Here is a 20,525-nt window from a genome sequence, read left to right as displayed (position 1 = left end):
ATTACGGACTATGAACTGAAAACGGTGTTATTTACTCAGACTGATATTCAAAAGGAAATTCTTAAAGAGTTGCAGGCATTAAGAAACAGCAAGGAAATGCATAATGCGGATACAGCGGGAGATAACTTCAGGATAGACTTTGACAAAGTAGATTGCTGATAGCTATCTGATGAGTCCTCACTTCTGTGGGGATTCTTATTTTTCTGTTCTTATTATTGCCAGCTCAAGCCGCATGGCTCTCCTGCGGAGGGCTTAATATTGGGATAATATTGAAACATCAAAGACAGATGCAGATAAGTACAGAAAACCGATAATAACAATTAAACAGTAAGTCTATATAAGAGAACAACAGAACAGATATATAAAAGAATTAACCCCGGCTGGCGATTTGGCGATGGTAGCACGGATATTTAAATCTGTAAAACGGTTATATTTATTTTTTTATTTCCCCACCCTGTCGGGTGATTCCGGCGCAGTCCTGACCCTGAGTGCGCTCCCTGTAATGCACCATGCGCAACGCTAGAGTCAGTGGCAATGCAAAACCATGACTAAGGGCAAAATCACCCCAAAACCGCATACAGGCAGTCACCGGTCACGATGTAAGCAAAATACCAGATGCTGTATAAATAAACAGCCCTGCAATTGTCAGGCATATGCGCCCTCTCACACTGGCAACCCCCTGTTCCGCCCTGTTTATTGCATCTGTACAGCCATCTGAGCGCATCCGGCTGCAACCTGACGCATTTGTATGTGCCGTATTAATGATGCCACACAGCGCGCCTGACGGTTTGTACCATCATCTGTCACAATTCATTGTTTGAAAAATTTTATATTTTATTTTTTTGAAGTGATTACATAAATATAATCCATCTCTCCGGCATGAGTGCCTGACTGAAGGTAAATCGAAAAAGAAGGACCCGCCCCGATTCTTTTTGCTCCCTTCCCTTTCAGTTAAATCACGCAGGAGAAATATCATGCCCCGCTACAAAAAAGGTATCCGTAATAATTGCTTTCATCAAAATTATACTCATGACGTATTGTTTCCCGGTGCAACATTCAGAACCCGACATAATGGAGAATGCGCCATTCTTGGTCGCTCTGATGATAAATCAAGGCGAGGCTATTATGTCGTGGAATTCAAAGACAGTGGCATCATCAAGGAAGCCTATGGCTCGCATATTAAAACTGGTTCTGTATCAGACGAAGCTTTTCCATCATCGGAGGAAGAACGACGAAAGTTACTGATGACACCAAAATATTACGGCGTCGGATATATTGGTAATGGATGTCATTCAACTATTGAAAACACCCGAACACACCAAAGAACGAGAGCATTCATACTCTGGCATAACATGCTGGCAAGGTGCTACATGACAACCAAAGGAAAGTAGTATTTTAAAGGCTACAAAGGTGTCACTGTATGCGAGCGATGGCATAACTTTCAGAACTTCTGCAATGACCTTCCAAAATTGCATGGCTACAACAAATGGAAGGATAATCCGGGAGAGTATGAGCTCGATAAGGATTACTCACATCGCCGAATTTATTCTGCTGACACGGTGGCATTTATCAGCACAGAAGAAAATGCCAGGGAAGCTGGATTACGACGCGTTGCCATGAAGATTCCTTCCGGGCATTATCATGAAATAAATAAAATTCGAGATGAGATATTAACGGAGGCTGAAGATGAATTAAAAAACAATCAAATTAATTATGAAGTTGTTCTTAACGGGAATATGAAAGTAATCCTGTCTGAAACCCCTTATGGCACAGTGTTGTTCTGGCCTCTCACGAAAAAGATTCAGCGTAATTGCTACATGATTGATGGTGATGTACAGGTTTATGTTCATTACCTGCGCTGGCTCATACTTCAGTGGGAAAACAGAAATCCCGACATAAACTGTGTTGCCACAACCTGTTGATGATGCTATAAAATAGTCATAAAATAACCGGCATTTCACAATGCTATCTATTAATAAGAAAAAACGAACATTCAGGATGTATCTGTAATTCCGCTGTTGCAGCGATTTTCTATGCCAGAAAACAAGTAACAACGTCTGGCAGTTCATTGCAGAAGGCTAAATGCCAGCACTTCGTGCAGTCATTTAACATGTTCAACACATTATGCGCACTAAGATTAATTAAGAACAAATCCAGCCGTTTCGGGCCCACCTTGTTCTGCTCATTCAGCGAATTATGCCCATAGATTCTATGCCATCAACGTTCATAACTGTCGTTACAGTCTTGCGTGTTCTCTACGGCAGTCACCTGCACATCCTGAAAGCGCAACCCATCCACACCGGAAATTTTCCCAAACTCTGTCGCGTCAATAAAAATCCCCTCCAGCGTTAACCCGGCCACAGGACGCTCCGGATACCCCGCAATGAAAAATGCCCGCGAGAAATATTTGTTGTCTGAGCGACGCGCCGTCATATTTTTAATCGTCAGTCCGCTGACCTCAGTAAGACCGGCTTCGCCCTCAACACCTTCAGCCAGCTTGCGCCAGTGTTCTGGTTTATCAGATAAATTGCTCTGGTCGCCATAGCTGTACTGCGGAAACCAGTTCAGCTGGATCAGCACCGGAAAACGTACGTCCGTAAGACGTAAATTTTGGACGGTGATATCACGGATAAACCCGCCACGGTTGCGGGCCGACTTAATGCGGAACCCGACGCCCGTTCCGTTAAACGCGTTATCTTCTATCAGGACGCGTTCAATGCCACCTGAAGTTTCACTCCCCAGCGTGATCCCGGATCCCTTATTCAGCGTACATCCTCGAATCACTATATCCCGCGCGGTACGTGCTTTTTGCGCCGCTTCGCGTCCTCGTCCAGATTTGATGCAAATATTGTCGTCATTGCAGGACACAATGCAGCGTTCAATCCGCACCTGTTCGCAGGAGTCGACGTCAATCCCGTCGGTGCTCGGCCCCGCAGAATTGCTGATTTGCACACCCTCAACCGCGATACGACGCGAATAACAGAGGTGTATGTTCCAGAATCCGGACTCCCGACTGGTAAAATCACGCAGCAGAATGTTCTGGCTTTCAAAGACCAGGATATTGCGCGGGCGCTGACAGTCGTAATCAACCACCCAGCGTAATCCTCTGGCGCTGTAATCGCCAACCATGCCGCTGCGTTCGTCGTCGCCCCAGAAGCGTTGCCACCAGATGACACCCTGCCCGTCTATCGTGCCTGTACCGGTAATGCTGACGTTTTCACAATCAATGATATTAATAATGCCTGCCGGCCAGCGCATATCAATGCCGGCCACCCGGGTGTTTATCAGGGGATAATCAGCCAGATCCTGGCTTCCAGCGAGCTGTGCGCCAGCATCCAGGCGAAGCGAAACACCGCTTTTCAGAAACAGTGCGCCGGACAGAAAACGGCCTTGCGGAATAACAATGACATCGTTCTCTTGAGCACTGTTTATGGCCTGCTGAATGGCAGACGTTGACAGGCGTTGCGCGGTTGGGTCCGCGCCGCACGCCAGAATGGAGATCGCTTTCATGGCTTGTCCTTAAACAGATGAAAGCCTTAGTCTAGAAATCCGCGTGAAGGATAACCTTTGTCTTTTTGACAGCCTGGCGGTCAGGCTGGCAAAAAAGCGGATATTTACTGGCTTGCGATCACCGTAACGCCCTTTTCTTTCATGGCGCTCACCCAGCGTTCATCCGTTGTGTTTTCAACAACCAGCGTATTCACCAGCGACAGGTCGCCAATCACGAACGCCGAGGCCGTGTTGATCTTTTCCGGCGAGGCCAGTACCACCGTTTCCGCCGCTCTGCCGGAAAATGCACGTTTGATGCACGCTTCTTCATAATCTCCGGTGGTCAGCCCGGCCTCAGGATGCACGCCGGTGACACCCATGAAAAACAGATCCGCATGAATATTATTGATGCCTTCAATTGCGGCCGCGCCGACCGTGACGATGGAGTGTTTATACAAACGACCACCGATCAGGATCACCTCTATGCTCGGATGGCCGACCAGACCCAATGCGATACCCGGGCTGTGCGTCACCACGGTTATCGGTAAATCGGGTGGCAAGAATGTAATAAGTTCGGAGGTGGTCGTCCCGCCATCAATGATCACCACCTGCCCCGGTGAAATGAGCTGCGCGCCTCGCCGTGCCACGCGTTTTTTTGCATCCATTTTGACGGACTGACGCTCGGCAAAAGGCGCAATCGCTGAAGATGCTGGCAGTGCACCGCCGTGAACACGCTGCAAACGCCCTTCTGCCGCCAGTTCACGTAAATCCCGGCGGATAGTGTCCTCAGACACCGAGAAAAAGAGGCTGAGCGCAGTTGACTGGACCTGGCCTTCCGCCTCCAGTTTTTCCAGAATCAGCTGTTTACGCTGGCTTGTAAGCATGATTTATTCCTGCTGTTGCACGATATGTCTTGTATTTGCACGATAGTGCTGTTTATGATGCTTACTCTACGAGAGGAGAGCCAAACGTGCAATCAAAACGTGCAGATATACGCATCATCAACAGCGAAACGTTGTCCGACAACTGGTATAACCTGAAAAAATACACTTTTGACTTCCAGCGCAGCGATGGCGACTGGCAGCGGCAAGAGCGTGAAGTGTATGACCGGGGGAATGGCGCGACGATCCTGCTCTATAATCGCGACAGCAAAACCGTCATTCTGACGCGTCAGTTCCGTTTCCCGGTGTTTATCAATGGTCACGAAGAGGATCTCATTGAGGCGGCCGCCGGGTTGCTCGATAACCTTGACCCGGAAAGCCGGATTAAGGCCGAAGCGGAAGAAGAAACCGGGTTTAAGGTGACGCGCGTAGAGAAAATTTTTGAGGCCTATATGAGCCCGGGCTCGGTTACCGAGAAACTCTACTTCTATCTGGCGGAATATCATCCGCAGGATCGGACCAGCGCGGGCGGCGGCGTTAAAGCTGAGGGGGAAGATATCGACGTGCTGGAAATGACGCTGGACGACGCGCTTCAGGGCATTGAAAATGGGCAGATCGTCGACGGAAAAACCATCATGCTGCTCTATCACCTGGCCCTCAAAGGCATTTTATAATCTCACCATTAGCCAGATACCTGCCCCGGCGCAGGTATTTGCCTGTGCTATTCTTGCTGAACACCTCAACATGGAGATGCGAAAATGGCCGACTGGGATCCCTCTCTTTATCTACAGTACAGCGCAGAACGCACACGTCCCGCCGCTGAGTTACTGGCCCGGGTGCCGCTTGCTGACATAACCTCAGCCGTGGATTTGGGCTGCGGGCCAGGCAACAGCACCGCGCTGCTGAAACAGCGCTGGCCTTCTGCGCAGATCGCCGGCGTGGATAACTCCCCGGCCATGCTGGAGGAAGCCCGACAGGCCCTGCCAGACTGCCACTTTGTTGAGGCGGATATCCGGCACTACAAACCTGACCAGCCGCTCAGCCTGATCTACGCCAACGCCTCATTGCAATGGATCCCGGACCATTACCACCTTCTGCCACACCTGGTTTCACTGCTCCAGTTAAACGGCGTGCTGGCGGTGCAAATGCCTGACAACTGGCTTGAGCCGACGCACGCCCTGATGCGTGAAGTTGCCTGGGAACAGGGCTACCCCGATCGTGGCCGCGAGCCATTGCCGGGTATCCATGCCTACTACGATATTCTGACGGAAGCGGGATGTGACGTGGATATCTGGCGCACCACCTACTTCCATCAGATGAGCTCTCATCAGGCGATTATTGACTGGGTCAGCGCGACGGGGTTACGGCCGTGGTTACAGGAACTCAACGAAAGCGAGCAGAAAAACTATCTGAAACGCTACCTTGAGCTGCTGGAAGAGCAGTATCCGCTCCAGGAGAACGGGCAGATACTGCTGGCTTTTCCGCGCCTGTTTATGGTGGCTCAGCGGGTTCCGTAAGCCGGATCAGGAACGCGCTTCCTTGAGCAACTGCTGAATCACGGCCTCCTGCTTGTCGTAGTTACCTTCGCCAAACGCGGTGTAACGCAGTTGCCCTTTCGCATCGAAATAGTAATGCGCTGGCCAGTACTGATTTCCGAACACGCTCCAGATTTTGTAGTTATTATCCGTCACTACGCGGTACGGCAGCTGCCATTTATTGACCGCGTTTTTCACCGATGATAACGGCTTTTCCCAGGGGTATTCCGGGGTGTGGACGCCAATCACCACCAGACCTTGTGACTCATATTTCTTCGCCCAGTCTCGAACATGCGGAAGGGTATGCTGGCAGTTGATACAGTCCCAGGTCCAGAAATCGATAAGCACAACTTTCCCCCGCAAGGCCTCAGACGTGACAGGGTCACCGTTTACCCAGCCCGTACCGCCGCTTAATGATGGTAGCTGGCTGCTCGGCGTTGCGTCAGCGACTGGTTGCAGTTTCACCTGCGTGGAGGATGGTTGCGCAAGGCTCAACAGAGCGTTTTCCAGCTGGTCGGCAATACCGTTGGCACCTTTCAGGGCTGAGGTCATCCCGCTGGCGTTGAACGCAACGGCAGCTAACATCATCACTCCCGCTCCCTGACGCAAACGCGCCATCAATGCGGATTTGGCTCTCAGAGGGGTTATCAGCTTACGGCCCCCCGCGACAAGCAGCCCCAGCATCAACGCGCACCCACTGCCGTAAGCGGCTAACAGCGCTCCGGTTGCGATGGCCGAGTGGCCCGCAATATTAATGCTGAAGATCGCCCCGAGAATCGGTCCGGCACAGGGGGACCACAGAAGTCCAACGGCCAGCCCTGCCAGAAAAGCCGAAACCAGGCCGTGTCGCTGAACGCTGTGGGTGTTGAGAACGTTTCCCGCACTGACCGCCGGACGGGCAATGCGCTGAGCAAACTGCGGGAAGATCAGAGCCAGGGCAGCAATGCTCAGTATCAGCAGCGCAATCCAGCGACCGATAACGGTGGCGTCAGCGATCCACTCGCTGGCAACCGTTACTACCATCGCCACCAACGTGAACATCACAATCATTCCCGCCAGAAGCGCCAGAATGTGTTTGCGCTGCCCCTGAAAGCCAGCGAACAGCAGAGGAATGACGGGAAGCGTGCACGGACTGAGCAGGCTAATCATGCCGCCCAAAAAAGCGATTATCAGAAACATAACGACCTCACGATACGGTTGCTGCGAAGGTGCAGTGAGGTTATTTGACCGTACGAATGTGTTCAGGCCGTGTGCGAAAAGCTGAATTTTGTCTGCCTGCGTATCGGCACGGGGTGCAGATACACAGGCGTACAATTAACCGCGCGGAAGAGTCACGCTTACGGCCAACCCGCCCTCTGCCCGGTTTGCAATATGCAATTTCCCGTCAAGCTGGGCGGTGAGCTGCGCGGCAATGGCGAGGCCTAACCCGGTGCCGCCCGTTTCGCGGTTGCGCGACGTTTCAACCCGGTAGAACGGCTGTAACACCGCCTCCAGTTCTGCCTCCGGGATGCCGGGGCCGTTATCCATAATGCGGATCGCTACCTGCCTTTCATCTTCATCAATCTCTATAACCGCGCTATCGCCAAACTTGAGCGCATTATCCAGCAGATTGGTCATTACCCTGCGCAATGCCTGTGGACGAGTAACGATCGGCAGACGCGCATTGCGTGCATGAAACTGCACGTTTTTACCAATGTCCTGATAATCACTGGCGATGCTGTTAACCCACGCGTTCAGCTCCAGCTTCAGCGTGGTCTCTTCCAGTGATTCTGATGACCGGGCATAGGCAATCCCCTCCCGTACCAGGCGCGACATATTATCCAGGTCGCTCAGCAGCTTATCGCGGATTTCGGGCTGATCTGCCATTTCGATCCGCAGCTTCATGCGCGTGATGGGCGTCTGGAGATCGTGAGAAATGGACGCCAGAATCTGCGCGCGTTCACGCAGATACGTTTGTATCCGCGACTGCATCTCATTAAAAGCGTGTGCAGCCTGGCGCACTTCAACCGGTCCTTTTTCAGTCATCGGTGAATGGGCCGCAGGATCGAGGGAATCAACCGCACGCGTGAATTGCAGGAAAGGCCGGACAACCTGGCGTACGGCAATCCAGGAGCAGAGCGCGACAAGTAACAGCTGAAGAACTAGCACCACGGGTAACCAGCTGGCGACAGGCGGCATGCGCGGGATCAGATCGATAGTGAGCGGTGCGCCGTCGCGGAGCGTCAGATGGGCCTGAATATGGGAGATTGGCCCTGGCACCGCCGTAAACTGGAGCGGATATTGGGCTGAAAGCGTCTCTTTCAGGGTGCGAATTGCATCCCGCGAGCGCTTGTCCGTTGGTGCGGCGCCTGCCTCGCCGGGGCCAAGGATATAACGATAATTACCGCGACTGAGCCGTTCCAGCCACTCTGGCCTCTCTTTGGCCGGAAGCCGGTCGAGAATGGCCACGCTGGTCGCCACGTCATTCTCAAGATTGCCCAGCATAACCGTGCGCGCGCTGTGCATTCGCTCAACCATGACCAGCGTCAGGCTGAGCGCGTTAGCCAGTAAGAGTCCAAGCAGCACAATGATCAGCAGCCGGGCCAGTAAGGTGCGGGGCCACAGCGTCATTCATTGGCCTCGACGATGGTCACCGGCATGGTAAAAACGTAGCCTTCGCTGCGAACGGTTTTAATGTAGGCCGGCGTGCGGGCATCTTCATTCAGGCGCTGTCGCACGCGGCTCACCAGGAGATCAATCGAACGCTCAAACAGCTCGGCATCACGTCCCTGCGTCAGGTTCAGCAGCTGATCGCGGGTCAGCACCCGTTGAGGATGATCGAGGAATACGCGCAAAAGGCGATATTCCGCCCCGCTGAGCGCCACAACCATCCCCTCGTTATCAATCAGATGACGCGCCACGGTATCCAGTTGCCATTCACCGAACACCACCAGGCGCCCTGCCTCGGTCACCTGAAGATTAGGCGGCATAGTACGAAAACGACGCAGGATAGCTTTGATACGCGCCAGCAGTTCGCGGGCCACAAACGGTTTCACCACATAATCGTCGGCGCCCATCTCCAGTCCCAGGATCCGGTCCGTGTCCTCGTTGCGCGCGGTGAGCATCAGGATCGGCAGATCCTTATGCCTGCTGCTGCGCAGCTGTCGACACAGCGTCAGGCCATCATCGCCGGGCATCATCACGTCCAGCACCACCAGGTCGATATGCTGTTTGTCGAGCACTACGCGCATCTCTTTCCCGTTCGCCGCGCCAGAGGCGTGGTAGCCGGATTTCACGAGGTAATCGACAATCAGTTCACGAATATCCCTGTCGTCATCGACGACAAGGATGTGATCAATATGCTCCACCGCAGGCTCCTGATTAAGAGGTAACGGATTGAAAATAGCACATATCAGAGCTTATCCGCGTCGACAACGGCTTTAACAAAGTCCTGCGGATCTTCCTGCGGCGGGTTGTGGCCAACCGTTGCGCCGAAAGTACGGTGCTCATATTTTCCGGTGAATTTCCCCGCATAGGCTGCGGGTGCAGGATGTGGTGCTCCGTTGTTACCACCCTCGATGGTGATGGTCGGCACCGTAATATTCGGCAGCATAGCCAGCTTTTGTTCGTAGGCGTCATATTTCTGCTCACCCTTCTCCAGCCCCAGACGCCAGCGGTAATTACTGAGCGTGACGGCAACGTGGTCCGGGTTATCGAGGGATTTGGCGCTGGCATTGAAGGTGGCATCGCTGAATTTCCAGTCAGGCGAAGCCTGGGACCAAATCAACCGGGCAAAATCGTGCGTATTTTTAGCATAGCCCTCCGCCCCACGCGGTGTGGCGAAATAGAACTGATACCACCACTGAACCTCTGCCTTCGGCGGTAAAGGCTGTTTGCCAATCGCCTGGCTGCTGATCAGGTAGCCACTTACCGAGACCAGCGATTTCACCCGTTCCGGCCAGAGCGCTGCAACGATATCTGCCGTACGCGCCCCCCAGTCATAACCGGCAAACACCGCCTGTTTGATATTCAGGGCGTCCATCAGGTTGACGATGTCTTTTGCCATTGCCGAAGGCTGGCCGTTTCGCGGCGTTTTATCAGAAATAAAGCGTGTGGTGCCGTACCCGCGCAGGGACGGCACAATGACACGATACCCCTTCGCGGCCAGCGCGGGGGCCACTTCTGCATAACTGTGAATGTCGTACGGCCAGCCATGCAGCAGGATCACCGGTTGCCCCTCTTTTGGCCCGATATCGACGTAACCGACGTTCAAATCGCCAGCGTTAATCTGTTTAACCTGGTTAAAGGCCGACGCGTAATTCTTACCCGTCGCTTCTGCCTGGCAGGACATCACGGTGCCAAGTGATACGGTCAGGGCGACGGCTGAGTATGCGAGTTTATTAAACATGATGTTATCTCCGGGTAAGTTCAGTTGACGGAGATATAACACCATGCGTTTGTATAGGAGATGTGTGCGGATGCGGTTTTATTGCATACCTGCGTATGTATCACAGAGGCAGATACAGTGTGATACAAACCCAGGTATTAAACGACTAAAGCGAGATTCGGTACCGGACGTAATCGTCGGCTTCACCATAGTGATCATACAGCTTACGCGCCGGATTGTTCATGCGGGTTACCCAGTAGAGTTTTGACCACCCTTCCCGCTTGCCTTCATCGATCAGGGCGTCGATAAGCGCTTTACCCGCCCCTGCGCCACGTTCGGCAGCGTCAACAAACAGATCTTCCAGATAGCAAACGGGCGCGGTTGACCAGGTCCCTTCATGCAGGACGCACATGGCGAAGCCGATGACGCGGCCGTCCTTCTCCACGACACGGCAAAACAGAAATGATGAATCTGCGAGCGCCCTGTCCCAGGTGGCCGCGGTAACGGACTCGTCAAGGTAGCACTCATAAAAATGGGTATAGCCATCCCACAGCGGTCGCCACTGTGGGTAATCATCTGTGCATAAAGGACGTACGGTTAGCGTCATCTGTTCTGACCTTACAAATCAATTGCCATTTCAATACAGCGTAAATGCGCGTCGGCCATACGCGAGTAATGCGTATTTTCACCCAGCATGGCAAAACCCACTAGATTTTGCAGCCATGGCGAATCGCTTCGTTACGGACGTGCCAGAGTGTTTCGGCTTCTTCGGGCCTGGCTTTTCTCAGCATCATATAACCCCTTTTATGGATAAACCTGAATAACAAAAGCACGACCAAATAGAATGTGATATTGATGAAAATACCAGAACCCAAACAAAAGCATAACGCTTAATTATGGAGATCAGCGGATGACCATACCCACGCTTACCACCGAGCGCCTGATATTACGCCCCCTGATTGCAGAAGATGCCGTCCAGATCCAGCAACGCTATCCGCGCTGGGAGATTGTCCGCTATATGGTGGCTTCAGTCCCCTGGCCCTACCCGGAAAACGGTGCAGAAAATTATGTCAACAACGTTGCACTGCCCGATATGGCCAAAGGGATTGCGTGGTTCTGGACGATTCGCCGTCGCGAAGCGCCTGACGAACTGATGGGGTTGATTTGCCTGTATGACGTGGAGGACAACAACCGGGGCTTCTGGCTCGCGCCGGAATTTCAGGGCCAGGGATATATGCGCGAGGCGAGCATTGCGGCCACGGATTACTGGTTCAATACGCTTAACAAACCGGTGTTGCGCGCGCCGAAAGCGGCTGCAAACAGCCGCTCCCGACGTATTTCAGACAGCAGCGGCATGCGGCTCATCAGGACGGAGAAGAAAGCCTATGTCAGCGGTCTGCTGGATTCGGAGCTGTGGGAAATCACCCGCGACGAGTGGAATGCCCGTCAGGTCAGCTGATAATGCTTATCCGGCATCAGTCTTTCAGGGATGTTCTCTTCATCGTTCATCTGCAACAGATCGCGCTCCATCATGTTGCAGATGGCGTCCAGCGGCAGATCGTTATCTTCCGTTCCAAACGGATCTTCCAGCTCTTCCGCCAGCGTGTCCAGCGAGATAAAGGTGTAGGAAATCAGTGCAGAGACAAAGGGCATCATGTAATGCAGGTCAACGACCAGCGCAAACGGCAGCATGATGCAGAACAGATACACCGTCCGGTGCAGGATCAGCGTATAGGCAAACGGGACCGGCGTATTGGCGATACGCTCACAGCCAGCCAGCACGATGGACATATCATTCAGGCGGTTGTTGAGGCTGTGAAACAGAATGTCTGAAAGGTGCCCGCTACGCCGCCGCACGGCCAGCCACTCCCCCATGATCAGCAGGATACGGTTCGCCGGCGAGTTGGCGTCCATCACTTTGCGTAAATCGTCTGGAGCCAGATAGCGGGACAGCTGATCGGCATTGGTTTCTCTGCGTAGAGTCATTCGCAGACAGTTAGCAAACGCGATTTGCAGGCGGACAAACTCTCCAAGATGTTTATCATCCGGCAAGGTGTTTTTTACCTCGCGAAACAGCGAGCGCGCCGCTATCATCAACTGCCCCCAAAGCAGACGCGCCTCAACGTAGCGCGAATAACAGGCGTTATTGCGAAACCCCAGGAAGATGGCGATAGCCACACCCAGAATGCTGAACGGCGCGACGGTAAACCGGATACCCAGCGAGGTGTACCACGGCAGCATGACAATCACGGCGATGGAAAGCAGGAAGTTAAGCAGCAGTCGGGTATAAATTTTGGGAAGTACCGAACCATGCCAGACAAAAATCAGTTGCAGCCAGTGCTGTTGAGGACGAACAATCATAATCAGCTTCAGAAAAGTAAAGAGCGCGGCTATTAAACGTGATCCCCCTCACGGTTGCAAGCATGTTAATAGTTCATTGCATTTTCTGACCTGTTAAGCCTGAACCGCACGGTGCCGCAAGTGCGTTCTAAAAAAAGAACGGATAGTATGTTGTAACTAAATAGGGTCTTTAAAAAACCCGGCCAACGCCGGGCATTATGATTAGCAGAGCGGTTTCACCGCATCGCGCATGCCTTTGCTTAAAATTGCATCCAGATCCAGCGCAACCTGTTCTACCAGTCCGTTCACCAGAGTGAGATCCTGTTCCCAGAGCTCGCTCACGCTTAACACCGACGATACCAGTTCACGGGTAGTGACCTGTTTGTCGTGATGTTGCGTCCACAGCTGCTGGTAACGTTCAAGCCAGTGCGCATCGTCCTGCACCGGATAGCGCTCACCGTTGCGCTCGGCACGGTAACATGCAATCAGCGCCGCCAGAGCAAAGGTCAGACGTGCTGGCAGTTTGCCGGTCGCCTTCTGCCCTGCCAGCAGTTGCGGCAGAATGCGGGTGCGGTACTTGGTCATCCCGTTCAGTGCAATCGACAGCAGCTGATGCTTAATGTACGGATTACGGAAACGCCCCGTTACGGCACTGGCGAAGGAGTGCAGCTCGTCGCGCGGCAGATCCAGGACCGGAATAATCTCCTCATAAATAGCTTTCTCTACGAACGCGCAAATTTCCGCGTCGTTCATGGCTTCCCCAACCGTATCCAGGCCGGCCTGAAAAGCGACCGGAACCAGCGCCGTGTGCGCGCCGTTGAGGATCGCCACCTTACGCTCTTTATACGGTTTGATATCGTCAACAATCAGGACGTTGAGTGGGTATTTATCCAGGCGCAGTTCAGCTGCAAGTGATTTCGGCCCCTGAATAACAAACAGATAGAAATGTTCCGCCGTGTCGAGGAAGCTGTCGTGATAGCCCAGCCCGGCTTCCAGCTCTGCCACCTCATCACGCGGATAGCCGGTAACAATGCGGTCAACCAGCGTCGAACAGAAAGTGTTAGCATCATTCAGCCACGCAATGAATGCCGCCGGCAGCGCCCACTCCTGTGCATAGCGCAGCACCAGTTCACGCAGGGCATCGCCGTTGTAGTCGATGAGTTCGCAAGGAATGATAATCCAGCCTTTATCCGCTGCCCCGTTAAAGTGGGTAAAGCGCTCGAACAGCAGACGCGTCAGTTTGGCCGGATAGCTGACAGCTGGCGCATCGTCAAACTTATCCCCCGCGTGATAGCTGATGCCCGCCTCCGTGGTATTGGAGAAGACAAACCGTATGTCCGGGTTATGGGCGAGCGCCAGAAATTCATCGTACTGGCTGTAGACGCTGATTTCACGATTTACGGAACGAATAAGACGCGCATCGCTTACCGCTTCTCCCTGCTCATTCAGACCACGAATAATTGTGGTATACAGACCATCCTGGGTGCTCAGCGACGGCGGAAAATCGCTCTGGATCGGCCGCACAATCACCACACCGGCATTGAGATCGGTATGCTCGTTTAAGAGGTCGATTTGCCAGTCAACGAACGCGCGCAGGAAGTTACCTTCGCCAAACTGGATGATACGTTCAGGGTAGCACGCACCGGGGAAATCACGACGGTTGAGAGTGTTCACAATGGAGATCCTTTATGATTAGTCATACAGCCTGATAAGATTGGTGTGATAACTTATCAAAACTTCAGGACCAGAACCCCTGTCTGGATCAACTCAGGACGCGATGGTGAAAAATATCAAAGAAATTTATAGAACATCGAGGTCGCCGTCATGTCCCCGTTCGGCATCAGGGCGTAGCGTGGGATCTCCCCCGCCTTTTGCCAGCCCGCTCTCTGATATGACGTCTCCGCGCCGCTGCCGGTTGAGGTATCAAGCACCAGCACCGTAAGCGCTTTTTCACGCGCAACCGCCTCCAGGGATTCCATCAGCGCCATTGCCGCCCCTTTACGGCGCGCCTTCCCATGAACCAGCAGTTTCGCGACATCTGCACGGTGCGGCTGGTTTTCAGGCTGATCGGTGATCAGCTGGACCGTGCCAACCAGCCCCTGCTCCGCATCAAAACAGCCCAGGACGGTACGCTCGTCGCGCCCGATGCTGTCTGCGACGCCGAGCCAGAAGGTTTGGGCTTTCCCGGCAGAAAAAGGCAGCATAAAGCTGACGGAGGCGCCGCCGTTGACACAGTTGACGAGAATATCGTTCAGGGCATCAATGTGGGTGAGGATGTCCTGTCGGGAGAGAGGTTTAATCAGCATGGGAGAGTTCATTGCGCGTCCTTAGGTTGAATCTCTCCACTTTGCTATTAACATTTTTGTAACGCAATAAGCGATGACATAGGATTTCTTTATGTCATTTTTCGCCGTGGTGTTGCCGCTTCATGGCGTACATTTGCGCATCCGCGTGTTTTAACCATGCCTGAATATCGTTGCGGTGATGATCGAACTCGCTCAGCCCCCAGGAGAACTGTAACGACCAGGGATGTAGCTGACGCGCGTTATACTTTTCCGTTTGTTCGACGAGATACTGCATGGCGATCCAGGCGCCAGGCTCATCGGTATCCGCAAACAGCACCGCGAACTCATCTCCCCCGAAACGTACCAGTAGATCGGCCTCGCGGAACGAGGAACGCATCAGGGCGGCCATCGCTTTCAGAGCTTTGTCACCCTCCTGATGTCCGAAGCGATCGTTAATGGTTTTGAAATGGTCCAGATCCAGCCAGCCAAGGGTTAACGGTTCTGCCCGACGCTGCGAAACCGACAGTGCAAACTGCGCAAACTGGTTAAACCCGCGACGGTTAAACAATCCCGTGAGTTCATCGGTCGTGGCGGCGCTAACGGCTGCAAATTCATCCTCCGCCAGCGCGCTGAGATCGGCCAGTACGGCGGCATCCGCCGCGGTAAACTCCCGCGGCGCGTAATCAATGAGACACAACGATCCTACGCACGCCCCGTCGCGTAAACGCAGCGGGAAACCGGCATAAAAGCGCACGCCCGGATCTCCCGCCACCTGCGGATTATCCGCGAAGCGTTCGTCCAGGAGCGTGTCACTCACCACCAGCGGCGCGTCACCCAGGATCGTATGACCGCAAAACGAGAGGTCGCGAGGCTGGCTGGCGAGTGCCCGGCCGTCAGCAGATTTCACGATCGCGGCGTGGTCATCCACCAGCGTAATCATCGCCAGCGGCACCCTGAAAAAGCGTGTTGCCAGCCGCGTAAGACGATCAAACGCGGGATAATTGTCGATCTCAAGCAGACCGGATTCGCGCAGCGCATTCATGCGCTCCGCTTCATTAACGGGAATTTGAGGTGCCTTCATAACGTCTCCTGACGCTGAGCATTAGTAAAAGCGTAGCTTAAACAGAGACATTGTCAGTTCAGGAGGCACGATTTACCTCTATGACCAGCCAATGATGGATTACGTTGACGATATACTGTTGTTGCTGCGCACTCAGCGGCACGCCCTGCGGAATAGCGTGCCACTTAGCCAGACAGCCCCGACAGCAGGTTGCCGTGGCATGCTGGGCGATAAAAACCGGATGGCCGCGCATCGGCGTCTGCTTACCGTCATTCACCGGGTGTGCAGGCGCCAGCCGCGCGGCGACAAAATCGGCGGCATGCTTATCGATAGTCTCTGCGCCCTTATCCCAGCAGTATTGCCGCTCTTTCGTCCCTAAATGAAATCGTGAACGAAACGTGGAGCGAGCCAGGCGCGCGAACAGAGGATCTAACGTGGACATCAGTATACGGACCGTCCAAGACGTTTGGTCAGCTGTTCCAGCGCCGCTACGCCCGCCAGTGAATTTCCGGTCTCGTCCAGTTCCGGGCTCCAGACGGCAATCGCCATCTCGTGGGGGACAATCGCCACGACCCCACCGCCAACGCCGGATTTAGCCGGCAGCCCCACGCGCCAGGCAAACTCCCCGGCATTCTGATACATTCCGCTGGTTGCCATTAAGGCGTTGATCTGCCGGGCCTGCATCGGGGAGACAACGTCCTCGCCCAGATGAGGGGCATGGCCCTGATGCGCCAGAAACAGAAAAGTCTGCGCCAGTTCAACGCAGTTCATCTTCAGCGCGCAGTAATGAAAATAGTTTTGCAGCACCGTGGCAACGTCATTATGAAAGTTGCCGAAGGACTTCATCAGCCAGGCGATGGCGGCGTTACGTGCAGAGTGTTCAAACTCAGAGCGCGCTACCACCGGATCGTAGGCGATGTCCTGCACGCCGGAAAGCTGCCGCACAATCTGGAGCATCCGCTGGCGCGGCGCGCTCAGCCGGCTTTGCAGCATATCGCACACCACCAGCGCCCCGGCGTTAATAAATGGGTTACGCGGCTTACCCTGTTCGATTTCCAGCTGAAGAAGGGAGTTAAACGGCTGACCGGACGGATCTTTGCCCACCCGCTGCCAGATCTCCTGCTCGTCATACTGGCGCATGGCGGCAACGAGGCTAAGCACTTTTGAGATCGACTGAATGGAAAATCGCTCCAGCGCGTCTCCCGCCTGAAAACGCTGCCCGTCGACAGTACAAATGGCGATGCCGAGCTTATTACCGCTGATCGAGGCCAGCGCGGGAATGTAATCGGCAACCTTACCCTGCCCCAGTAACGGACGAACCTGCGCCAGAATCTCGTCCAGCATCTCATTATGGATGACCGCAGCCACACTTTGCTCCTTGCCCTCAGGCTAAAACGGGCTGCGAGTATAACAGAGGCTTATACGTCACGTCAGGCAGGGAGACGAAAACGCGAGACGGCCTGCAACAAAAGATCGGACTGTTGATGCAGGCGCTCAGAGGCATTTGACGCTTCGCTAACCAGCACATCAGTCTGACGCGATACCTGATTCAGCGCCTGAAGTTGGCGCGTCATCTGATGAATGCTATCCCCCTGATTCAGGGTGGCCAAGGAAATATCATTTAGCAAGCTGCTCAGATTCGCCACCAGCCCGGTGACCTGTTGCAAATTCTCTTCCAGACGGTTTACCACCTGAGATCCTTCCTCAATGCCCTGAAGCGAGTGGTTAATCAGCGCCTGGATGGTTTGCGTAGAGTGACTGCTTTTTCTGGCCAGCAACCCCACTTCCCGGGCGACCACCGCAAATCCGCGCCCCTGCTCTCCTGCATGGGCGGCTTCAATGGCAGCATTGAGGGCGAGAATGTTGGTCTGAAACGCCACGCTGTCGATCATCGCGACGATCCCGCGCATCTCTGAGGATCGGTCGACGATCGTCTGCATCGAGCCATTCACCGCCGTCATCATTTGCTCCCCGCCTACGGCAGCCTGTCGGGCTTCATCCGCGCGCGAGCGGGCGAGTTTTGCATAACCTGTGTTCCCCTCAACGTGGGTTTCGAGATCGGCGATATGCGCGGTCACCTCCTCCAGCTCTTTGGCTTGTCGCGTAGACTGCTGATAAAGCTTCTGATTCCCCTGCGCAAGTGACCCAATATTTTCAACCATGGCGGTAGTGGCCTCGCTGACCTGAGTCACCAGCTGCTGTAGCCCAAGCTGCATGGCGGTAATACTGCCGCAGAGCTGGCTGATTTCACGGTTAAAGCGCACAACGTCAGGCGGCGTGCCTGACAAATCCCCTGCCGCAAGCTGGTTAATATGGATAATCAGACGGCGTAGCGGGGATATCACCCACTTCGCCATTCCAAACCAGACGGCTATGGCAATGGCCAGCAGCACCAGCGGCGCAAACAGGAACAGCCGTTGCAGGCCTGAGAGTTGTTCCATGAGCGACTGACGCCCCTGTATCGCCTGCTTCTCACTCCGTTGCTGATAGCGTGCAAAGTTGTCATTAAAATCGGTCTGAAAGGCCTGGGCGGGTACGGCAAAAAAGAGGTCGATGCTGTTGGTTTTCACCAGCCCTTCCGCCTGCTCGCTAATGGCACCGAAGAATAGCTGATAGCTGTTAACAAGCCCCTCGTCCTGCGGAGGATTAAGCGCGAGCCATGCTTGCCATGCCTGTTGAGACGTCGCCAGGGATTTTTGCGCCTCGTCCATCAGGCTATGCCAGCTCCCTTCCGAACCGGTCTCTTTATCCTGCATAAAGTACACGCCGGAGCGGTTGAGCAGATCGCTCGCCGCAAGCAGCGAAATACGGGCCTGATCCAGCCTGCTCTGTTGCTGCCAGGCCAGCTGATTGCGCTGTTCGTTACGCTGGGCTTGATTCAGGGAGGCGGTGAGCAGGAAGGAGGAAGAGAGTTGCAGGGCGGAGAAAAGGCCAATAATACAAAAGATGCCGGTCAGCAGGCCAAACTGACGAGGAATAAAGCGCGGCGCAAGACGGCGAAAAATTTGCGTTAGGTTCATAATTTTCTTCTGTAACAATAAGTTAGGCGCGAGCGAGTCTACGAAACGAAAATGACAGAACCATTACGCAAAAATGACAGGAAACGTGAATTGCCGGGTAGCGGCCTGGCCTTACCCGGCAACAATATTAGATGCGGTCCTTCCACACCGTCTGCACATTACAGAACTCATGCAGACCGAAATGAGACAGCTCTCGCCCGAAGCCGCTCTGCTTCACTCCGCCAAAGGCAACGCGCGCATCGCTTGCGCTATAGCCGTTGATAAAGACTCCGCCGCACTCCAGCTCGCGAGAGAAGGTTTCAGCCAGCTCATCGTTCGCGGTAAAGACCGTCGCCGATAAGCCAAAATCGCTGTCGTTAGCCAGCTGCAACGCGTGCGCCGCATCATTGGCGACGGTAATCGCGGCCACCGGGCCAAACAGCTCCTGACGGAAGGCCGTCATCTGTGGGGTGACGCCGCCGAGTACGGTTGGCGCATAATAGTTACCGCTCCCGGCAAGCTTCTCTCCGCCGAGCAGCAGGGTCGCCCCTTCCGCCAGCGTAGCCTGCACCTGCTGATGCAGTTCATCGCGAAGATCAAATCGCGCCATCGGGCCAATATAGTTATCTTCCTCCTCCGGTGCGCCCATCTTCAGCGCCTTGACCGCGTCAACAAAGCGTTGGGTAAAGGCGTCCGCTACGCCCGCTTCCACAATAAAGCGTTTTGCCGCCGCACAAACCTGTCCGGTATTCTGATAACGTCCGGCCACCGCCGCGTTGACGGCCAGATCAAGATCCGCATCGTTCAGAACGATAAACGGATCGGAACCGCCCAGCTCCAGCACGCATTTCTTCAGCGCCGCGCCCGCCTGCGCGCCAATTGCCGCACCAGCCCGAACGTTGCCGGTTACGGTCACCGCCGCGATACGCCGATCGTTAATCGCCTGGCTGACGCCGTCATTCGTCGCGTTCACCCAGCCAAAGACCCCCTCCGGGAAACCGGCATCCGCGAATACCTTCCCGATCAGCTCCGCCGAACCGAGCACATTAGGCGCATGTTTAAGCAGATAGCTGTTCCCTGCCAGCAGGATCGGCACCGCACCGCGCAGCACCTGCCAGAGCGGGAAGTTCCACGGCATCACCGCAAGAATAGGTCCCAGCGGACGGTACTCAATCACCGCATTTTCGACCTGGGTTGATTCCGGGTGCAGCATCGACGGGCCGTGTTCAGCGTACCAGTCGCAAAGGCTGGCGGACTTAGCCACCTCCGCACGCGCCTGCACAATGGGCTTGCCCATCTCCCGGGAGATAGTCTGCGCCATCTCTTCCGCACGACTACGCAGCGCCGCACCCAGATCGCGAAGTTTTTGCGCCCGGTGCGCCACGCTTTCGCGTCGCCATTGACGAAAACCGGTATCCGCCTGTGCAATGGCACGCTCAACGTCACGGGACGTTGCCCACGGGTAAGCAGCCAGCGTTTCGCTGGTAGCCGGGTTGACAGAGTGGGCATGGGTAGCAGATGAATACGTCATGATGTCCTCCACGTAATAACAGTTGATTGATTGTGGCCT

At 54.3% G+C, this 20,525-nt stretch carries 20 protein-coding genes; 5 read left to right on the top strand and 15 right to left on the bottom strand.

What is annotated here, in order from left to right; genetic code table 11:
• Positions 1-974 precede the first annotated feature (974 nt).
• Positions 975-1,391 carry a hypothetical protein gene (locus tag ACOTYB_RS13960; protein WP_250018380.1) on the top strand — a complete coding sequence of 139 codons (417 nt, stop codon included), beginning with the start codon at positions 975-977 and terminating at the stop codon, positions 1,389-1,391.
• A gap of 78 nt (positions 1,392-1,469) precedes the next feature.
• Entirely contained in the window at positions 1,470-1,922 is a 453-nt protein-coding gene (locus ACOTYB_RS13955; RefSeq protein WP_250018378.1) for a hypothetical protein, read from the top strand.
• A 295-nt stretch (positions 1,923-2,217) separates the two neighbouring features.
• On the opposite strand, the gene ACOTYB_RS13950 is transcribed toward ACOTYB_RS13955, so the two are convergent.
• Both ACOTYB_RS13950 and ACOTYB_RS13945 read right to left on the bottom strand, forming a co-directional pair.
• Positions 2,218-3,510, bottom strand: a complete 1,293-nt coding sequence (locus ACOTYB_RS13950) for a glycoside hydrolase family 28 protein (RefSeq protein WP_045342950.1) — start codon at positions 3,508-3,510, stop codon at positions 2,218-2,220.
• 104 nt (positions 3,511-3,614) lie between these two features.
• Positions 3,615-4,373 (bottom strand): DeoR/GlpR family DNA-binding transcription regulator, encoded by a 759-nt coding sequence (locus ACOTYB_RS13945; RefSeq protein ID WP_003857136.1) that lies wholly within the window; start codon positions 4,371-4,373, stop codon positions 3,615-3,617.
• Positions 4,374-4,459: 86 nt separating this feature from the next.
• Between ACOTYB_RS13945 and ACOTYB_RS13940 the strand changes: the two genes are divergently transcribed.
• On the top strand, positions 4,460-5,044 hold the full coding sequence (locus ACOTYB_RS13940; protein ID WP_045336272.1) for a GDP-mannose pyrophosphatase: 585 nt from the start codon (positions 4,460-4,462) through the stop codon (positions 5,042-5,044).
• Positions 5,045-5,128: 84 nt separating this feature from the next.
• A complete protein-coding gene (tam, locus tag ACOTYB_RS13935) occupies positions 5,129-5,887 on the top strand; it encodes a trans-aconitate 2-methyltransferase (protein ID WP_023314159.1) in 759 nt (252 codons plus the stop codon).
• 6 nt (positions 5,888-5,893) lie between these two features.
• On the opposite strand, the gene ACOTYB_RS13930 is transcribed toward tam, so the two are convergent.
• The 5 genes from ACOTYB_RS13930 to ACOTYB_RS13910 form a co-directional block, all read right to left on the bottom strand.
• A complete protein-coding gene (locus ACOTYB_RS13930) occupies positions 5,894-7,084 on the bottom strand; it encodes a cytochrome c biogenesis protein/redoxin (RefSeq protein ID WP_050870613.1) in 1,191 nt (396 codons plus the stop codon).
• 135 nt (positions 7,085-7,219) lie between these two features.
• Positions 7,220-8,515: an ATP-binding protein gene (locus ACOTYB_RS13925; RefSeq protein ID WP_045894376.1), complete on the bottom strand. Its 1,296-nt coding sequence runs from the start codon at positions 8,513-8,515 to the stop codon at positions 7,220-7,222.
• Complete coding sequence (locus ACOTYB_RS13920; protein WP_022651194.1) at positions 8,512-9,252, bottom strand: response regulator; 741 nt, start codon at positions 9,250-9,252, stop codon at positions 8,512-8,514. The genes ACOTYB_RS13925 and ACOTYB_RS13920 overlap by 4 nt, the downstream gene beginning before the upstream one ends.
• Before the next feature lie 44 nt (positions 9,253-9,296).
• Positions 9,297-10,292: an alpha/beta fold hydrolase gene (locus ACOTYB_RS13915; RefSeq protein WP_220153836.1), complete on the bottom strand. Its 996-nt coding sequence runs from the start codon at positions 10,290-10,292 to the stop codon at positions 9,297-9,299.
• Positions 10,293-10,437: 145 nt separating this feature from the next.
• Positions 10,438-10,878: a GNAT family N-acetyltransferase gene (locus ACOTYB_RS13910; RefSeq protein ID WP_047055527.1), complete on the bottom strand. Its 441-nt coding sequence runs from the start codon at positions 10,876-10,878 to the stop codon at positions 10,438-10,440.
• Between the two features lie 303 nt (positions 10,879-11,181).
• Between ACOTYB_RS13910 and ACOTYB_RS13905 the strand changes: the two genes are divergently transcribed.
• A complete protein-coding gene (locus tag ACOTYB_RS13905) occupies positions 11,182-11,730 on the top strand; it encodes a GNAT family N-acetyltransferase (protein ID WP_022651192.1) in 549 nt (182 codons plus the stop codon).
• Here ACOTYB_RS13905 and ACOTYB_RS13900 read toward each other — a convergent pair.
• The 8 genes from ACOTYB_RS13900 to sad all read right to left on the bottom strand — a co-directional run bounded on the left by ACOTYB_RS13900 (position 11,718) and on the right by sad (position 20,486).
• A complete protein-coding gene (locus ACOTYB_RS13900) occupies positions 11,718-12,632 on the bottom strand; it encodes a bestrophin family protein (protein ID WP_409248902.1) in 915 nt (304 codons plus the stop codon). The genes ACOTYB_RS13905 and ACOTYB_RS13900 overlap by 13 nt on opposite strands.
• A gap of 201 nt (positions 12,633-12,833) precedes the next feature.
• Positions 12,834-14,285: a tagaturonate reductase gene (locus ACOTYB_RS13895; protein WP_421765826.1), complete on the bottom strand. Its 1,452-nt coding sequence runs from the start codon at positions 14,283-14,285 to the stop codon at positions 12,834-12,836.
• A 116-nt stretch (positions 14,286-14,401) separates the two neighbouring features.
• Entirely contained in the window at positions 14,402-14,929 is a 528-nt protein-coding gene (locus tag ACOTYB_RS13890) for a GNAT family N-acetyltransferase (RefSeq protein WP_220153834.1), read from the bottom strand.
• An 82-nt stretch (positions 14,930-15,011) separates the two neighbouring features.
• Positions 15,012-15,977 (bottom strand): sensor domain-containing diguanylate cyclase, encoded by a 966-nt coding sequence (locus ACOTYB_RS13885; protein WP_032609205.1) that lies wholly within the window; start codon positions 15,975-15,977, stop codon positions 15,012-15,014.
• Positions 15,978-16,035: 58 nt separating this feature from the next.
• The gene (locus tag ACOTYB_RS13880; protein WP_003857163.1) at positions 16,036-16,398 is read right to left on the bottom strand and encodes a DUF4186 domain-containing protein; all 363 of its coding nucleotides are present in this window, start codon (positions 16,396-16,398) and stop codon (positions 16,036-16,038) included.
• The gene (gene glsB / locus ACOTYB_RS13875) at positions 16,398-17,324 is read right to left on the bottom strand and encodes a glutaminase B (protein ID WP_003857165.1); all 927 of its coding nucleotides are present in this window, start codon (positions 17,322-17,324) and stop codon (positions 16,398-16,400) included. The genes ACOTYB_RS13880 and glsB overlap by 1 nt, the downstream gene beginning before the upstream one ends.
• A 62-nt stretch (positions 17,325-17,386) precedes the next feature.
• Positions 17,387-18,976: a methyl-accepting chemotaxis protein gene (locus ACOTYB_RS13870; RefSeq protein WP_063979200.1), complete on the bottom strand. Its 1,590-nt coding sequence runs from the start codon at positions 18,974-18,976 to the stop codon at positions 17,387-17,389.
• A 127-nt stretch (positions 18,977-19,103) separates the two neighbouring features.
• The gene (sad, locus tag ACOTYB_RS13865) at positions 19,104-20,486 is read right to left on the bottom strand and encodes a succinate-semialdehyde dehydrogenase (protein ID WP_409248904.1); all 1,383 of its coding nucleotides are present in this window, start codon (positions 20,484-20,486) and stop codon (positions 19,104-19,106) included.
• Positions 20,487-20,525: the final 39 nt, after the last annotated feature.

The sequence above is a fragment of the Enterobacter cloacae complex sp. IR5450 genome, assembly GCF_049238665.1.
Lineage (GTDB): Bacteria > Pseudomonadota > Gammaproteobacteria > Enterobacterales > Enterobacteriaceae > Enterobacter > Enterobacter hormaechei_C.
The sequence above is the reverse complement of the archived record's forward strand: the minus strand, read 5'-3'. Positions and strand labels throughout refer to the sequence as shown.

What these genes read in the sequence shown, in the direction of transcription:
- sad (WP_409248904.1), bottom strand. Translation starts at nt 20,486, where the DNA reads ATGACGTATTCATCTGCTACCCATGCCCACTCTGTCAACCCGGCTACC.
- ACOTYB_RS13950 (WP_045342950.1), bottom strand. Translation starts at nt 3,510, where the DNA reads ATGAAAGCGATCTCCATTCTGGCGTGCGGCGCGGACCCAACCGCGCAA.
- ACOTYB_RS13900 (WP_409248902.1), bottom strand. Translation starts at nt 12,632, where the DNA reads ATGATTGTTCGTCCTCAACAGCACTGGCTGCAACTGATTTTTGTCTGG.
- tam (WP_023314159.1), top strand. Translation starts at nt 5,129, where the DNA reads ATGGCCGACTGGGATCCCTCTCTTTATCTACAGTACAGCGCAGAACGC.
- ACOTYB_RS13905 (WP_022651192.1), top strand. Translation starts at nt 11,182, where the DNA reads ATGACCATACCCACGCTTACCACCGAGCGCCTGATATTACGCCCCCTG.
- ACOTYB_RS13960 (WP_250018380.1), top strand. Translation starts at nt 975, where the DNA reads ATGCCCCGCTACAAAAAAGGTATCCGTAATAATTGCTTTCATCAAAAT.
- ACOTYB_RS13925 (WP_045894376.1), bottom strand. Translation starts at nt 8,515, where the DNA reads ATGACGCTGTGGCCCCGCACCTTACTGGCCCGGCTGCTGATCATTGTG.
- ACOTYB_RS13870 (WP_063979200.1), bottom strand. Translation starts at nt 18,976, where the DNA reads ATGAACCTAACGCAAATTTTTCGCCGTCTTGCGCCGCGCTTTATTCCT.
- ACOTYB_RS13910 (WP_047055527.1), bottom strand. Translation starts at nt 10,878, where the DNA reads ATGACGCTAACCGTACGTCCTTTATGCACAGATGATTACCCACAGTGG.
- ACOTYB_RS13885 (WP_032609205.1), bottom strand. Translation starts at nt 15,977, where the DNA reads ATGAAGGCACCTCAAATTCCCGTTAATGAAGCGGAGCGCATGAATGCG.
- ACOTYB_RS13890 (WP_220153834.1), bottom strand. Translation starts at nt 14,929, where the DNA reads ATGAACTCTCCCATGCTGATTAAACCTCTCTCCCGACAGGACATCCTC.
- ACOTYB_RS13880 (WP_003857163.1), bottom strand. Translation starts at nt 16,398, where the DNA reads ATGTCCACGTTAGATCCTCTGTTCGCGCGCCTGGCTCGCTCCACGTTT.
- ACOTYB_RS13930 (WP_050870613.1), bottom strand. Translation starts at nt 7,084, where the DNA reads ATGTTTCTGATAATCGCTTTTTTGGGCGGCATGATTAGCCTGCTCAGT.
- ACOTYB_RS13945 (WP_003857136.1), bottom strand. Translation starts at nt 4,373, where the DNA reads ATGCTTACAAGCCAGCGTAAACAGCTGATTCTGGAAAAACTGGAGGCG.
- ACOTYB_RS13915 (WP_220153836.1), bottom strand. Translation starts at nt 10,292, where the DNA reads ATGTTTAATAAACTCGCATACTCAGCCGTCGCCCTGACCGTATCACTT.